We start from the raw sequence: 13,626 nt of genomic DNA, 5'->3' as shown, positions 1-13,626 counted from the left end.
AGGCGATCAGGGTGCGGTCTTGATCGGGATGGCGATCCAGCGGCCGTCCTGTCCCTCGAACCCGGCGCTCAGGACCATGACGAGCGCGACCTCGACCGTCGCACCTCCCATGGCCGTGCCGCTGACGATGCCGCCGAGCCGGTAACCCGCGACGCAGCCTCGCGAGGACGGGATGCGCTGGTCTTCATGGACCACGTCATCGGCAGGCTTTCCGTCCCGCTCGGTGAACCGCAGGCGGAAGGAAACCATCTTCTCGACCATGCCTTCGCAGCGCGGATCGAGCGCCTGCGGAACCTCCTCGAGCACCAGCGTATCGGGTTCGCCGACCGGCGGCAGGACGGGCACGCTGCGGTAACGCAGCTTGTGCGGATCGCTGTCCACTTCGGTGACCGGATTGAAGGCCACGAGTTCGCCCGGATGATTGGCAAGCTCCCGGGTTTCGATCACCGTTTCCGCGTCGTTCTGGACCTGCCAGCGCGCCTTGGCGATCGTCGCACCGTCTTCTTCGAGCCGGACCCGGAACGGTGTTCCGGGCAGGTAGGTATCCTTGGCAAGGTCGAGCGCGTAGATATTGGCGTAGGGGAAGCCCGAGCCGTCCTGGATGCCGTATTCCTCGTAGGCGAAGACCTGACCGTCGGCGGAAAATCCGATCGGATGGATGCTGGAGATATCGGCTCCGGACGCAGAACCGGCAAAGAGCATCGCCGCACATGCCGGAACCGAAGATCGCAAGCTCGACATCATCTGCGCCCGTCCTTGGCGGCGGTTTTGAGCCGTGCGATTTCCGCCGGGGCTCTCAGTGCCGCGATATTGTTCCGATAGGCCGCGATTCCTTCGCCCTTGTAAACCGCAGAGCCGGCGACGAAGACATTCGCGCCCGCCGCGGCGGCTGCGCCGATCGTCTCCGCCGTGATGCCGCCGTCCACCTCGAGCTCGATCGGCCGGGCGCCGATCATCGCCTTGGCGGCGCGGATCTTCTCCAGCATCGCCGGAATGAATTTCTGTCCGCCGAAGCCCGGATTGACGCTCATGATCAGGATGAGATCCACGTCGTCCAGGACATTCTCGATCGCCGAAAGCGGTGTCGCAGGATTGAGCGTGACGCCGACCTTCTTGCCGAGCGACCGGATCGTCTGCAGCGAGCGGTGCAGATGGGGGCCCGCCTCGACATGCACGGTAATGCTGTCGCAGCCCGCTTTCGCGAAGGCTTCGAGATAGGGATCGACAGGCGAGATCATCAGGTGGCAGTCAAAGAAGGCCGTCGTATGGGGACGGAGCGACTTGATGATATCGGGTCCGAAGGAGATGTTGGGTACGAAATGACCATCCATGACGTCGAGATGCACCCAGTCCGCACCCGCTTCCACGGCATCGCGCACTTCCTGACCGAGTTTCGAGAAATCGGCGGCAAGAATGGATGGGGCGATGCGGATGGGCAGGGTCATGGCTCGAAAAGTCTCCGGTTTGATCGGCGTCTCTAGCATTCCCGCTTTGCGGGAACAATCGTCACTCGGTCGCCGGGTGGGACAGGGAAAAAGCCGATCCGCGCCATTCGAGCAGGCGGAATGGGTTTTCCCTCAATTCGTGGTGCTCATCGAAAGCGATCGGGCCGATGGCGGTGTTGAAGGAACCGCTGCCGATGGCTTCCGCCACAGGCCGGCGGCCGGCGGCCAGGATCGCCTGATGCGCGAGTTCGGCGGCGGCATGGGCCTGCAGCATGTATCCGTCGGGGTCGAGGTTCCTGGCACGCAGCGCTGCGACCGCCGCCGCGGCCGAGGGCAGGGCCGCATAGTCCGGAAGTGCGACGGCGAGTACGCCGTCGCGCAGCGGCACGGGACGGTTGGCCGCCCGCATCGCATCGCCGCCGATGAGCGTCAGGGGAATGCTTTCCGAAGCCGCGTCGCGGGCGATGATCGCCATGTCGTTGCGGTCGCCGCCGACGAAGACATGCGTCGCACCCGCCTTCGCGAGCCGGCGTACCAGCGCCACCTGCTGTTCCTGGCCGGGACGGAACGTGTCGGTGAAAACAGGGGTGATGCCCGCCGGCTCCAGGTGCTGGCGGATGGCGCTCGCAAGTTCTCGGCCGTAGATCGTGCCGTCCTCGACAAGCGCGATCGGCTCCGCCTTCCAAGCGCTCAGGATGGTTTCGGAGAGCTTTTCCGCCTCGTCGCCATCCACGGGCGCAATGCGGTAGAAGGGCCAGCCGTTGCGCAGCGCATCCTCCATCAGGATCCTGGAGCGGACGGAAATGCTGATGGCCGGAATCTGTGCGGCTTTCAGTTGCGGCAACGCCGTTGACAAGGTCTCAACGCAGAGGAAGCCGATCGCAACGACTGCCTTTGCATCCATGAGATTCCTGGCGACGGCGGCGCCACCGCTTTCTTCGCAGTTCTCATCGATCTCGACGATCGTATCGCCGGCCGTCTCCGCCGCCGCGCGCGCGCCCTGGAAGACCTGGGCGCCGAGGGATGCGTAAGGGCCGGAACGGGGCGCCACGACGCCGATCACCGCCGCCGATGCCGTTCCGCACGCGAGAAACGAAGCCAGCAAACCGGCGATGATGAAACGTCGTGCTGTCATGCTTTTCCTGAAAGTCTTGGCTCAGGCCACATTTAGCCCTCCTGCCGCGAGCGTCAAAGAGAATCGGCCATGGGATGTAAAAAGCCGCAACCGACGTGGACATCAAGTCTCTTTGCCACCATATCTCCAATAGGAATATGGGGCTGACATGGTCCCGCATGCCCGTGACGCCCCTTGACGAGATGCCTTTGCCGGACCATTCCTTTCTCGATCCCGCCCTCTACCGCGACGGCATGGCGCGCTATGCCGGCCATGTCCAGGTGGTGACGACGGAATTCGAAGGGGTTAGGCGCGGCGTCACGGTGACGGCGGCCTGCTCCGTCTCGGACAATCCGCCGACCCTGCTGGCCTGCCTGAACAGCAGCAATGCAAATAACGCGATCTTCGGCAAAAGCGGCATCTTCGCGCTGAACTCGCTCGCGGCGCATCATGAAGCCCTGGCGACCGCGTTTGCGGGCCTGAGCGGCGTGCCGGCCGAAGAGCGTTTTACGCTCGGCACCTGGACGACGCTTGCAACCGGCGCGCCGGTGCTGGCCGATGCGGTCGTGAGCTTCGATTGCAGACTGACCGACATCAAGCAGGTCTCGACGCATTTCGTGATGTTCGGCGAGGTAAAGGCGATACATTTCGGTGAGGCACGCCCCTCGCTCATCTATCTGGACCGCGGTTTTCGCACACTGTAGAACGCCGATTGAAGAAGGTGTCATATGCCGGACGAAAGAAACACAATCCCGCTGCCCGGATCGATCGACGAGACGATCGCGCTTCTGGGGGATAAGGATTATCTTGCCGGCCGATCGCTGGCGACGGTGATCTTTCTGGCGCTGAAGATGAAGCGGCCTCTCTTTTTGGAAGGCGAGGCGGGGGTCGGCAAGACGGAGATCGCCAAGACCCTTGCCAGGGCGCTCGGCAGGCCCTTGATCCGCCTGCAATGCTACGAAGGCCTCGATATTTCCTCCGCCGTCTACGAATGGAACTATCCGGCACAGATGCTCGACATCCGGCTTGCCGAAGCGACGGGTGTCAAGGACCGCAAGGCGCTGGAAGCCGACCTTTTTTCCGAGCGGCATCTGATCCGCCGCCCGGTGCTGCAGGCGCTGGGGGAGAAGGGCGGCCCGGCACCGGTCTTTCTGATCGACGAACTCGACCGCACCGACGAGGCTTTCGAGGCCTTCCTTCTGGAAGTGCTGTCGGATTTCCAGGTGACGATCCCCGAACTCGGCACGATCAAGGCGGCCGAGCCGCCCATCGTCGTCATCACCACGAACCGCACCCGCGAGATTCACGACGCCTTGAAGCGCCGCTGCCTCTATCATTGGGTCGACTATCCGGATGCGGCGCAGGAATTGGAGATCATCCGCCGCAAGGTGCCGCAATGCGCCGAGACGCTGTCGCGGCAGGTCGTGGCCTACGTCCAGAAGCTCAGGACGCTCGACCTCTTCAAGAATCCCGGCGTGGCGGAGACGATCGACTGGGCGACGGCGCTGACCGAACTCGACCGGATCGCGCTCGATCCGGAAACGATCGCAGATGCGCTCGGCACGCTTCTGAAATACCAGGACGATGTCGCGCGCATCAAAGGCGGCGAGGGCGAACGGGTGCTGAACGAAGTCAGGGCGGAACTGCTGGCTGCTGGGTGAGACGATGGCTGCTGGGTGAGACGATGGCTGCAGGGTTTGACGAGGATGGAGCGATGGTTTCGGCCGGTGACGGGCGGCTTGCGGATAATCTCGTCTATTTTTCCCGCGTGCTCCGGCGCGCCGGCTTGAAGACCGGGCCGGCCACCGCAGCGGATGCGATCGCCGCCGTCGATGCGATCGGCATCGGTTCCCGCGAGGAATTCCACGCAGCGCTCTCGGCCGTCTTCGTCAAGCGCCACGAGGATCAGCCGGTCTTCGATGAGGCCTTCAAGCTGTTCTGGCGTTCGCGCGACCTCGTCGGCAAGATGATCGCGATGATGTCGCCCAAGGCTGCCGACAATCGCGAACGGGAAAAGCAGAGGGCCGGCGCCACCCGCGTCAGCGATGCGCTCACCGCCGACCGGCCCGAAAATCCCGGGCGCAAACCGCCCGAGATCGAAGTGGATTCGCGCTTCACGACGTCCGCCAGCGAGGTGTTGAAGCGCATGGACTTCGCCCAGATGACGGTGGCGGAACTGGCTCAGGCGAGACGCGAGCTCCGGAAGCTGGCGCTGCCGCTCGATCAGGTGACGACCCGCCGGTTCCGGCCATCGGGCCGTCCGCCGAGGATCGATCCGCGGGCAACCATGCGGCAAGCCATGCGGAGCGGCGGCGATCTCATCCTGCCGCGTTTCCGGCAGCGCAAGATGGCGCCGCCGCCGCTGGTCGTGCTCGCGGATATTTCCGGCTCCATGAGCCAGTACACGCGCATCTTCCTGCATTTCCTCCACGCGCTGACGGAAAAACGGACGCGGGTGCATACCTTCCTGTTCGGCACGCGGCTCACCAACGTGACCCGGCAGATGCGCCGGCGCGATCCGGACGAGGCGCTGACCGGCTGCACGGACGCCGTGCGCGACTGGTCCGGCGGCACGCGGATCGGCGCGACGCTTGCCGAGTTCAACCGGCTCTGGTCGCGCCGCGTGCTGGGGCAGGGCGCCGTGGTGCTGCTGATCACCGACGGGCTGGAACGCGAAGGCGTCGAGGAACTGGAAAAGGAAATGGACCGGCTGCATCGCTCCTGCCGGCGGCTGATCTGGCTGAACCCGCTACTGAGATTCGACGGCTTCGAGGCGAGAGCCCGCGGCGTGCGCGCCATGCTGCCGCATGTGGACGAATTTCGCGCCGTTCACAATCTGCAGTCGCTTGCCGATCTTGCGATTGCATTGTCGGATGATCATACAAAAGCTGCGGACCCGCGGCGATATCTGGATATGAGGAGGGTCGCATGACTGTTTCCGGAATATTGGATCCCTTGACCACCGCGCAGAGCTGGAAGGAAGCCGGTCGCGAGGTGGCGATCGCCACCGTGATCGACACCTGGGGCTCGGCGCCGCGGCCGGCCGGCAGCCATCTCGTCATCGACGGCGAAGGCAATTTCGAGGGCTCGGTCTCCGGCGGCTGCGTCGAGGGCGCGGTCATCACCGAAGCCCTCGACGTGATCGCCTCCGGCGCGCCGAAGATGCTGGAATTCGGCGTTGCCGACGAAACGGCCTGGCGCGTCGGCCTGTCCTGTGGCGGCCGCATCCGCGTCTATGTGGAAAGGCTCGGCTGATGCAGCTCGAAGCATTGGTGAAATTGAACGCCGCCCGGCGCGACCGCAAGGCCGCTGTCGTCGTGACGGATCTTTCCGATGACAAGGTGCAGGTCATCCTCGAAGGCGATGCGGTGCCCGGTCCGCTCGGTGAGGAGGTCGTAAAGGCTTTCCGCAGCGGCAAGGTCGGCACGGTCGATGTGGAAGGGCAACCGCTTTTTCTCAACGTGCACCTGCCGCCGCCGCGCATCGTGGTGATCGGTGCGGTGCATATCAGCCAGGCACTGGCGCAGCTGGCGCCGGTCGCGGGTTACGACCTGACGATCATCGATCCGCGCACGGCCTTTGCGACCGAGGAACGCTTCGAAGGCGTCGAACTCATCGCGGACTGGCCGGAGGACGTGCTGAAGGATCGTCCGCTCGATGCCTATACCGCGCTTGCGGCCGTGACCCATGATCCGAAGATCGACGATTTTCCGCTGTCGGAGGCGCTCAGGGCCGGCTGCTTCTATGTCGGCGCGCTCGGCAGCCGCAAGACCCATGCGAAACGCGTCGAACGTCTTAAAGAGTTGGGCCGCACCGACAACGAGATCGGCCGCATCGCCGCTCCGATCGGGCTTGATATCGGCGCCGCAAGCCCGGCGGAGATCGCGCTCGCGACGCTTGCCCAGATCGTCCAGGCGTTCCGCCGCCGCGACCTCGTCACTACCGGGTGACCGCGATGCGATACGGAACATTTGAGCTCGGCGAAGCGGAGGGCACGGTACTGGCCCACAGCATCCGCTTGCCGTCCGGCCGGGTGCCGAAAGGGCAGGTGCTGTCGCAAGGCGATATCGTCCGGCTGTCGGAGGAAGGTGTCGCCTCCGTGGTGGCTGTCCGGCTCGACCCGGGCGACATGCTGGAGGACGAAGCGGCAGCGACGATCGCCGGTGCGATCGCGCCCGACAATCTACGCTTCTCCGAGGCGACGACCGGCCGGGTCAACATCTATGCCAGGGTCGACGGCCTTTTTGTTGCCGACAAGGCGGTGGTGGACGCGCTGAATCGCATCGATCCGGCGATCACGCTTGCCTGTCTCGCGGATCATGTCGCGGTGCGCGCGGGTGACATGGTGGCGACCGTCAAGATCATTCCGCTGGCGGTCGGCGGCGACAAGGTCGCGCAAGCCGTCTCGCTTCTGTCGGAAGCGGTTGCTTTCGAGGTGAAAACCTTCCGTCCCCGAGCGGTGACACTGGTCGCGACCGAGCTTCCGTCGCTGAAAGCCTCGGTCATGGACCGCACGGCCAGGCTGCTGGAGCAACGGCTCGCGCCATCCGGTAGCCGGCTCATAAAAGAGATCCGAATCCCGCATTCCGCCGATCGTCTGACCGAGGTTCTGCGAGAGCTTAAGTCTCGGGAAATTGATGAGCCGGCTATGGTTATCGTCTTCGGCGCTTCTGCGGTGGCCGATGCGGACGACGTGATTCCGGCCGCCATCCGGCGTGCGGGCGGCGAGGTGGAGCAGGTCGGCATGCCGGTCGATCCCGGTAACCTGCTGGTGCTCGGCCGGATTGGCGAGGTCCCGGTGCTTGGCGCGCCGGGCTGCGCCAGGTCCCCCAAGGAGAACGGGTTCGATTGGGTGCTGAACCGGCTGATGGCGGGCGAGACGCCGACCTCCTTCGATATCACCGGCATGGGCGTGGGAGGGCTGCTGATGGAAATTCCGACCCGGCCGCGACCGCGCGATGCGACGGCGGAGAAGAAGGTGACATTGTCGGTCGGAGCGTTGCTGCTTGCGGCCGGCCAGGCGCGGCGCATGGGCAAGGAGGGACCGCACAAGCTGCTTGCCGAGTTCGGCGGCGTGCCGCTCGTGCGACGCAGCGCCGAGGTCCTGTCGGCCTCGCAGGCATCGCCTGTCGTCGCCGTCACCGGACATCGCCGCGAGGAGATCGAAGCGGCTCTCGCCGGTCTCGATATCCGCCTGCATTTCAATTCCGGCTACGCCTCGGGCATGGCGGGTTCGCTGGTGACCGGCTTTTCGGCGCCGGAACTGGCCGAAAAGGATGGTATCCTCGTCATGCTGGCGGATATGCCGGGTGTCACGACGGACCATGTGAACATGCTGATCGCGGCCTTCCGCGAGGCGGGCGGCGGTGTGGTGGTCCGCTCGGTGTCGGAAGGCAAGCGCGGCAATCCGATCATCCTGCCGCGTGTCGCCTATGATGCCGTGCTTCGACTCGAAGGCGATGTCGGTGCGCGCGCCATCATTGAAAATTCCGGTCTGTCGGTCATCGATGTCGATATCGGCCCGGCGGCCCATCTCGATGTCGATACGCCCGAGGCGGTGACGGCTGCGGGTGGCGTGCTGAGGGGGTAGCTCATGGACAATGCCGGCATCGAGGAGATGTTCGAAGGGCTCGGTCCCGTTTCGATCCGCCGCATGTTCGGCGGCAAGGGCATCTATCATCAGGGCTTGATCGTCGCGATCGATCTGCGCGACGAGATCATGCTGAAGGCGGATGACGTGAGCGCGCCCGAATTCGAAGCGGCCGGAGCTCGTCAATGGACCTACGAGAACAAGAAGGGCACACCGGTTCCGATGCCCTATTGGTCGGTGCCGGAGGCAGCCTTCGACGATCCGGACGAAATGCGGAAATGGGTGCGGCTTGCCTTCGAAGCGGCAGTAAGGGCGAACTCGAAGTCCTGACTGCAGCACGAATCATCGCTGCAGTGCGAAATCTAGCGGCTTGATCCGGAAACTAAGGGAAGCTTATTATTGCTTCGTAGTGGGGACGTGGGTGTCGAATCTCTCGACCGGGTAGCGTCCGGGAATAAGAACAAAATAATTTCATGAAGATAGCCGCTTCGGTTTGCCGGGGCGGCTTTCGTTTTCATTCATTTCAAAAGATGCGCGAAAGCTTTTGCCGCAAAGGCAGACAGCGGCTGCGGCAGGCCGCTGAGATCGAACCAGCCGATTTCCGACAACTTGTCGGGTTCGGCAAGCGTCGGTTCGCCGGAAAAATCGCGCGTGATGTAGATCAATGAGATCCAGTGCTGCCGGTCGGCCTCGACGATCTCCTCGACCGTGCAGAGATAATCGACCTTGCCGATCCTGAGGCCGCTTTCCTCTTCCGCTTCGCGGCGCGCCGCCTCGGAGGAGGGCTCCATCAGGTCGACCTTGCCGCCGACAATGCTCCAGAACCCGGTTTCCGGCGCCTTCAGGCGGCGGCAGAGCAAAACTCTGCCGTCTTCGCGCAGAATCACCAGCCCGGCACCGACGCCGGGAAAATCTATGCCGGGTTTTGCAGACATGCGAGCGACCTTGGGATCAGCCCTTGGCGTTGGCGACGATCAGCATGAAGGCGGGAATGTCGTCGCCGAAGCCGACAGGGGTCGGGCCGTCGTCGTGATCGCGGTGGTAACGGGCGCGACGCTCGCGATTGTCGTCATTGGCAGGGTTCGGCCGCGTGTTGCGGTTGCCGCCATTGTTGTGCGGCTTCCTGTCTGCCCTGCGCTCCGGTTTCACGTTTTCCACTCTCGACTCCACGAATGCCTCTTCGGCCTCGATCTGATTATCCTGACTTTTCGTGTCAGCCCTGTGACCCGAATTGCCGCGCCCCGAATCACTGCGCCCCGAATCACCGCGCTTGCCGCGGCCGCGCTCCTTATCACGATCGCGGCCCTTGCGGCCACGCTCGTTGTCGTGGCTTTCCATGGGCGCCGGGAGCGCAGAGAGATCGCCGTTCTGCCATTCGACTTTTTCGCCGATCAGCTTCTCGATCGCATCGAGATACTTCGTATCGGCGCGGGTGACGATGGTGAAGGCGCGGCCCGAACGGCCGGCGCGGCCCGTGCGGCCGATGCGGTGGACATAGTCTTCCGCATGGATCGGCACGTCGAAGTTGAACACATGGCTGACATCCGGGATGTCGAGCCCGCGTGCGGCGACGTCGGAAGCAACCAGCAGCTTGATATTGCCGTCCTTGAAGTTCGCAAGCATGGTCATGCGCGAGCGCTGATCCATGTCGCCATGCAGCGCGCCGACGGAGAAGCCATGGCGCTCGAGCGAACGGAAGAGTTCGGAGACGTCCTTCTTGCGGTTGCAGAAGATGATCGCGTTCTTGAGCTCGTCCTGCGCCTTGATGAGATCCCGCAGCACGGCGCGCTTCTCGTAATCCTTGTTATGGGAGGCGACGAGGCGCTGCGTCACGGTCTTGGCGGTCGAGGAGGGCTTTGCGACTTCGACGCGTTCCGGATTCTGCAGGAAACGGTCGGCAAGCTTCTGGATCTCCGGCGGCATGGTGGCCGAGAAGAACAGCGTCTGCCGGGTGAAGGGGATCATCTTGGCGATCCGCTCGATATCCGGGATGAAGCCCATGTCGAGCATGCGGTCGGCCTCGTCGATGACGAGGATCTCGACGCCGGTCATCAGGAGCTTGCCGCGCTCGCAATGGTCGAGAAGGCGGCCGGGCGTCGCGATCAGCACGTCTGCGCCGCGCTCCAGCTTGCGGTCCTGGTCCTCGAAGGAGACGCCGCCGATCAGCAGCGCGACGTTGAGCTTGTGGTTCTTGCCGTATTTGTCGAAATTTTCAGCGACCTGCGCGGCGAGCTCGCGGGTCGGCTCCAGGATCAGCGTGCGCGGCATGCGGGCGCGGGCGCGGCCCTTCTCCAGAAGCGTCAGCATCGGCAGGACGAAGGAGGCGGTCTTGCCCGTTCCGGTCTGGGCGATGCCGCAGATATCGCGGCGCTGCAGCGCATGCGGGATTGCCCCTACCTGGATCGGCGTAGGGGTCGAGTAACCCGCGTCGGCGACCGCGGAGAGGACTTTCTGGCTCAGGCCAAGATCAGCGAATGTGGTCAAAGGGAATTCTGTTTCCGTTCCGGTTCTATGCGAACACTATGCAAGTCGGCACAGGACAGGCCGACGACTGGCCGCGACATAGGACCAAAAAGCCTGAAAGTCAAGGAAAACAGGGCGATTGGGCTTAGGATTGGTGAACGAAGACGGTAAAGGTCGAAGCCGGCTATTCTTCAGTGGCAAAGAATTGTCCGATGCGAGGGCAATCTCTTCAGTTGAGATAGGTCGTGAGCTTCATGCCGGCATTGAGAAAACGGCTGGGATCGACGGGGTTTCCATCGCGGCGCACTTCATAATGCACATGCGGGCCGGTGGAGCGGCCGGTTGAGCCTGCCCGGCCTATGACGTCGCCGGCGGAGACCATATCGCCCTCCTTGACGAGGATTTTCGACATATGGCCGTAGCGGGTGGCGATGCCCTGGCCATGATCGATCTCGACCAGATTGCCGTAACCGGCCGAAAGACCGGCTATCGTTACCTTGCCGGCGCCGGTCGCCTTCACCGCCTGACCGGTTTCGGCCTGAAAATCGATGCCGGCATGCAACGCCAGGCGACCGAGGAAGGGATCGATGCGGTTGCCGAAGCGGCTGGTGACCGCATGGCCGGGGGCAGGATTGCCGAAGGGAAGGTCTCGCGCGGTCTCGCGCACGCTCTCCAGCCGGGTGAGCGCGGCGTCAAGCTCGTCGAGGGAGGCGTCGAAGGCGTTGGTATCCGTTTGCGGCTCGACATAGGGGCCGCCGACGCCTTCGCCGGCGCTAGCGCCGGCATTCGCCTCGGAGGCCACATCCACTCCCGTCCGCTTCAGGATGGTGGCGATCGCGTCCGCGGTCTGCGCGGCTCCCGTCGTCAGGTCGGCGATTTTTGCGAGCTGCTGCTTCTCGATGTTCTTCAGGGACAGCGTCACTTTGGAGAAGACGCGATCGGCCCGGTCGGCCATGTTTTCGCGCAGCGGCGCATAACCGAGGGCACTCGTCGCATCGAGAGGCGCCGCCGAATTCTTGCTCGAAAGAAGTTTTTCGATCGCCTGGATGCCGCTGCCGCCGGAAAGTGATGCCCGGCGTTCTCCGGATGCCGGCTGCAAGGCGGTGGGAGCGATCGTCTCAGGTGCCTTGAGGCCGGATTCCTCTGCGCGGTTCAGAAGCGATCCGAGCTTGCCGTGCCGGTCGAAGAGGGTGTTCTGCTGTTCGAGGAGCTTTTCGACCTTCTGTTCGACAACCTGCTGGTCGAGGAGCTGGCGGGACGTGATCCGGTCGAGCTGGGCGCGCAAAGCCGCAATCCGGTCCTCGTAGTCGTGCTGCATCCGCGCCTGGCGCGCCATGGTCGCGCCGATCAGGTCGTCGCGGATGACGAGATAGGACGTGGCCGCGAGATAACCGATCGCAAAGACGCCGAAGAAGCAAAAGGTAAGGGCCGCCATCCATGGCCGGATGGTCATGTGGCGGATCTTCTCGCCGCTGGCGAGGATGAGAACGTGGCGAGGCGCACGTTTCCCAAACACCCGGTTTTCGGTTCCCTTCGCCACGTGCTGCCCCCTGAGATGCGACTCCTGACGTCGCTGACCCATGGCCGGATTACACACGGTTATGGTTAACCAATGCTTTACTTCGACGGGTCAGGCATTGCTGGTGGAGGTGAGCGAACGGTAGAAAGAGGGCGTCAGCCCCGCCTCGGCGCGAGCGATATCGTTGAAAGGCGCCTTCAAGGAGCCGCGGAAGTTGGCGCGTACGAGCTGCTGGAAGGTGGCGGCCGGGTCCTTGCGCTCGCGGGCGCAAAGAAAGCGAAACCACTTCGCCCCGATCGCCACATGACCCTTTTCGTCGTTGTAGATGACGTCGAGGATCGCGGCGGTTTCGAGATCGCCGCTCTCGCGCATCTTCGCCTGCAGGGACGGCGTCACGTCGAGCCCGCGCGCTTCGAGAATGAGAGGCACGACGGCAAGCCTGGCGGTCAGATCGTTGCGGGTCGAATGGGCGGCCTGCCATAGTCCGTCATGGGCGGGCATGTCGCCGTAGTCGGCGCCCATCTCGTTCAACCGGGCTCGGACCATGCGGAAATGCTTGGCCTCCTCGAAGGCGACCTGCATCCAGCCGTCGAAGAAGGAGTTCGGCACCGGCTGGGTTGCGAAACGGGCGACGATGTCGAGCGCCAGATCGACGGCATTGAGCTCGATATGGGCGATCGCATGCAGGGTTGCGATGCGGCCGTTGACCGTGTGGAGCGAACGCTTCCCGACCGCCTTCGGCGGCACGAGTTCCGGCTTTTCCGGGCGGCCGGGCCGCTCGGGCAGCGGCGGATCGAGCGGCGAGCGCAGCGACAGGCGGCGCTCGAACCAGCGGGTGGCGGTTTCCTGCGCCAGCCGCGTCTTGATGTCGAGATCGGCCGAAAGAATCGCCGTGGTTGCGCCGCCCCTCAACGAGGTGATCGAAAATTCGTCCGACATCAGGATATACGCGTCCCCGTTCACAACGCCTTGAGGCTTTCCAGAACTTCCTCGGCATGGCCTGCGACCTTCACCTTCGGCCAGATCCCGGCGATTCGCCCGTCTGCGCCGATCAGGAAGGTCGTTCGCTCCACACCCATATAGGTGCGCCCATACATCATCTTCTCCTTCCAGACGCCGTAAAGATTGGCAAGGGCCGTGTCCTCGTCGGAAGCGAGGATGATCGAGAGCCCATGTTTCTGGGCGAACTTGTCGTGTTTCTTGACCGTGTCCGGGGATACCCCGATGACGGCAGCTCCCGCTTTTTCGAATTCCGGGAGGAGGCCGGTGAACGAGATCGCCTCCTTGGTGCAGCCCTCGGTATCGTCCTTGGGATAGAAATAGAGAACGACCGGTTTGCCGGAAAATTGTTTCAAGGACACGCGGCCGCCGCCGTCGCGGGGGAGTTCGAAGTCGGGAGCGGTGTCTCCGATCGCCAAATGAGGCATGGATTTCCTTTCTTTTGCCGGTATCTTGAGTGATTGTCGCCGCAATCGGTATATACTGGCCCGCGCGA

General features: G+C 63.7%; 15 protein-coding genes. 7 read left to right on the top strand and 8 right to left on the bottom strand.

Features of this window, described 5'->3' with window-relative positions:
- Positions 1-6 precede the first annotated feature (6 nt).
- The 3 genes from QTA58_RS21095 to QTA58_RS21085 form a co-directional block, all read right to left on the bottom strand.
- Entirely contained in the window at positions 7-744 is a 738-nt protein-coding gene (locus tag QTA58_RS21095) for a DUF2259 domain-containing protein (protein WP_289670661.1), read from the bottom strand.
- A complete protein-coding gene (gene rpe, locus QTA58_RS21090; RefSeq protein ID WP_289670660.1) occupies positions 741-1,445 on the bottom strand; it encodes a ribulose-phosphate 3-epimerase in 705 nt (234 codons plus the stop codon). The genes QTA58_RS21095 and rpe overlap by 4 nt, the downstream gene beginning before the upstream one ends.
- A 61-nt stretch (positions 1,446-1,506) precedes the next feature.
- Positions 1,507-2,580 carry a branched-chain amino acid ABC transporter substrate-binding protein gene (locus tag QTA58_RS21085; RefSeq protein WP_289670658.1) on the bottom strand — a complete coding sequence of 358 codons (1,074 nt, stop codon included), beginning with the start codon at positions 2,578-2,580 and terminating at the stop codon, positions 1,507-1,509.
- Positions 2,581-2,762: 182 nt separating this feature from the next.
- Between QTA58_RS21085 and QTA58_RS21080 the strand changes: the two genes are divergently transcribed.
- Genes QTA58_RS21080 through QTA58_RS21050 form a run of 7 tightly spaced genes read left to right on the top strand, consistent with a single transcriptional unit; the run spans position 2,763 to position 8,479 of the window.
- Entirely contained in the window at positions 2,763-3,263 is a 501-nt protein-coding gene (locus QTA58_RS21080) for a flavin reductase (protein ID WP_289673254.1), read from the top strand.
- Between the two features lie 24 nt (positions 3,264-3,287).
- A complete protein-coding gene (locus QTA58_RS21075) occupies positions 3,288-4,220 on the top strand; it encodes a MoxR family ATPase (protein WP_289670656.1) in 933 nt (310 codons plus the stop codon).
- Between the two features lie 23 nt (positions 4,221-4,243).
- Complete coding sequence (locus QTA58_RS21070) at positions 4,244-5,491, top strand: VWA domain-containing protein (RefSeq protein WP_289670654.1); 1,248 nt, start codon at positions 4,244-4,246, stop codon at positions 5,489-5,491.
- Positions 5,488-5,814, top strand: a complete 327-nt coding sequence (locus QTA58_RS21065; RefSeq protein WP_085424369.1) for an XdhC family protein — start codon at positions 5,488-5,490, stop codon at positions 5,812-5,814. Before QTA58_RS21070 ends, QTA58_RS21065 begins: the two co-directional genes overlap by 4 nt.
- Positions 5,814-6,509: an XdhC family protein gene (locus tag QTA58_RS21060; RefSeq protein WP_289670652.1), complete on the top strand. Its 696-nt coding sequence runs from the start codon at positions 5,814-5,816 to the stop codon at positions 6,507-6,509. Before QTA58_RS21065 ends, QTA58_RS21060 begins: the two co-directional genes overlap by 1 nt.
- 5 nt (positions 6,510-6,514) lie before the next feature.
- Positions 6,515-8,149: a molybdopterin-binding/glycosyltransferase family 2 protein gene (locus QTA58_RS21055; protein ID WP_289670650.1), complete on the top strand. Its 1,635-nt coding sequence runs from the start codon at positions 6,515-6,517 to the stop codon at positions 8,147-8,149.
- A 3-nt stretch (positions 8,150-8,152) separates the two neighbouring features.
- Positions 8,153-8,479: a TfoX/Sxy family protein gene (locus QTA58_RS21050; RefSeq protein ID WP_085424372.1), complete on the top strand. Its 327-nt coding sequence runs from the start codon at positions 8,153-8,155 to the stop codon at positions 8,477-8,479.
- Between the two features lie 188 nt (positions 8,480-8,667).
- Here the strand turns inward: QTA58_RS21050 and QTA58_RS21045 are convergent, their stop codons facing one another.
- From QTA58_RS21045 to bcp, 5 genes are all read right to left on the bottom strand, one after another.
- On the bottom strand, positions 8,668-9,084 hold the full coding sequence (locus tag QTA58_RS21045) for an NUDIX domain-containing protein (RefSeq protein ID WP_289670647.1): 417 nt from the start codon (positions 9,082-9,084) through the stop codon (positions 8,668-8,670).
- Between the two features lie 16 nt (positions 9,085-9,100).
- Positions 9,101-10,633, bottom strand: a complete 1,533-nt coding sequence (locus tag QTA58_RS21040) for a DEAD/DEAH box helicase (protein WP_085424374.1) — start codon at positions 10,631-10,633, stop codon at positions 9,101-9,103.
- A gap of 208 nt (positions 10,634-10,841) precedes the next feature.
- A complete protein-coding gene (locus tag QTA58_RS21035) occupies positions 10,842-12,152 on the bottom strand; it encodes a M23 family metallopeptidase (RefSeq protein ID WP_289670645.1) in 1,311 nt (436 codons plus the stop codon).
- Between the two features lie 90 nt (positions 12,153-12,242).
- Positions 12,243-13,070, bottom strand: coding sequence for a ferritin-like domain-containing protein (locus QTA58_RS21030; protein WP_289670643.1), 828 nt, complete (start codon positions 13,068-13,070; stop codon positions 12,243-12,245).
- A 20-nt stretch (positions 13,071-13,090) separates the two neighbouring features.
- On the bottom strand, positions 13,091-13,558 hold the full coding sequence (gene bcp / locus QTA58_RS21025) for a thioredoxin-dependent thiol peroxidase (RefSeq protein WP_289670641.1): 468 nt from the start codon (positions 13,556-13,558) through the stop codon (positions 13,091-13,093).
- Between the last annotated feature and the right edge of the window lie 68 nt (positions 13,559-13,626).

This window comes from Neorhizobium sp. CSC1952, from assembly GCF_030378245.1.
Lineage (GTDB): Bacteria > Pseudomonadota > Alphaproteobacteria > Rhizobiales > Rhizobiaceae > Neorhizobium > Neorhizobium oryzae_A.
The sequence above is the reverse complement of the archived record's forward strand: the minus strand, read 5'-3'. Positions and strand labels throughout refer to the sequence as shown.

Excerpts from the sequence above, each read along its gene's own strand:
- QTA58_RS21095 (WP_289670661.1), bottom strand. The coding sequence starts at position 744 with ATGATGTCGAGCTTGCGATCTTCGGTTCCGGCATGTGCGGCGATGCTC.
- rpe (WP_289670660.1), bottom strand. The coding sequence starts at position 1,445 with ATGACCCTGCCCATCCGCATCGCCCCATCCATTCTTGCCGCCGATTTC.
- QTA58_RS21085 (WP_289670658.1), bottom strand. The coding sequence starts at position 2,580 with ATGACAGCACGACGTTTCATCATCGCCGGTTTGCTGGCTTCGTTTCTC.
- QTA58_RS21080 (WP_289673254.1), top strand. The coding sequence starts at position 2,763 with ATGCCTTTGCCGGACCATTCCTTTCTCGATCCCGCCCTCTACCGCGAC.
- QTA58_RS21075 (WP_289670656.1), top strand. The coding sequence starts at position 3,288 with ATGCCGGACGAAAGAAACACAATCCCGCTGCCCGGATCGATCGACGAG.
- QTA58_RS21070 (WP_289670654.1), top strand. The coding sequence starts at position 4,244 with ATGGCTGCAGGGTTTGACGAGGATGGAGCGATGGTTTCGGCCGGTGAC.
- QTA58_RS21065 (WP_085424369.1), top strand. The coding sequence starts at position 5,488 with ATGACTGTTTCCGGAATATTGGATCCCTTGACCACCGCGCAGAGCTGG.
- QTA58_RS21060 (WP_289670652.1), top strand. The coding sequence starts at position 5,814 with ATGCAGCTCGAAGCATTGGTGAAATTGAACGCCGCCCGGCGCGACCGC.
- QTA58_RS21055 (WP_289670650.1), top strand. The coding sequence starts at position 6,515 with ATGCGATACGGAACATTTGAGCTCGGCGAAGCGGAGGGCACGGTACTG.
- QTA58_RS21050 (WP_085424372.1), top strand. The coding sequence starts at position 8,153 with ATGGACAATGCCGGCATCGAGGAGATGTTCGAAGGGCTCGGTCCCGTT.
- QTA58_RS21045 (WP_289670647.1), bottom strand. The coding sequence starts at position 9,084 with ATGTCTGCAAAACCCGGCATAGATTTTCCCGGCGTCGGTGCCGGGCTG.
- QTA58_RS21030 (WP_289670643.1), bottom strand. The coding sequence starts at position 13,070 with ATGTCGGACGAATTTTCGATCACCTCGTTGAGGGGCGGCGCAACCACG.
- bcp (WP_289670641.1), bottom strand. The coding sequence starts at position 13,558 with ATGCCTCATTTGGCGATCGGAGACACCGCTCCCGACTTCGAACTCCCC.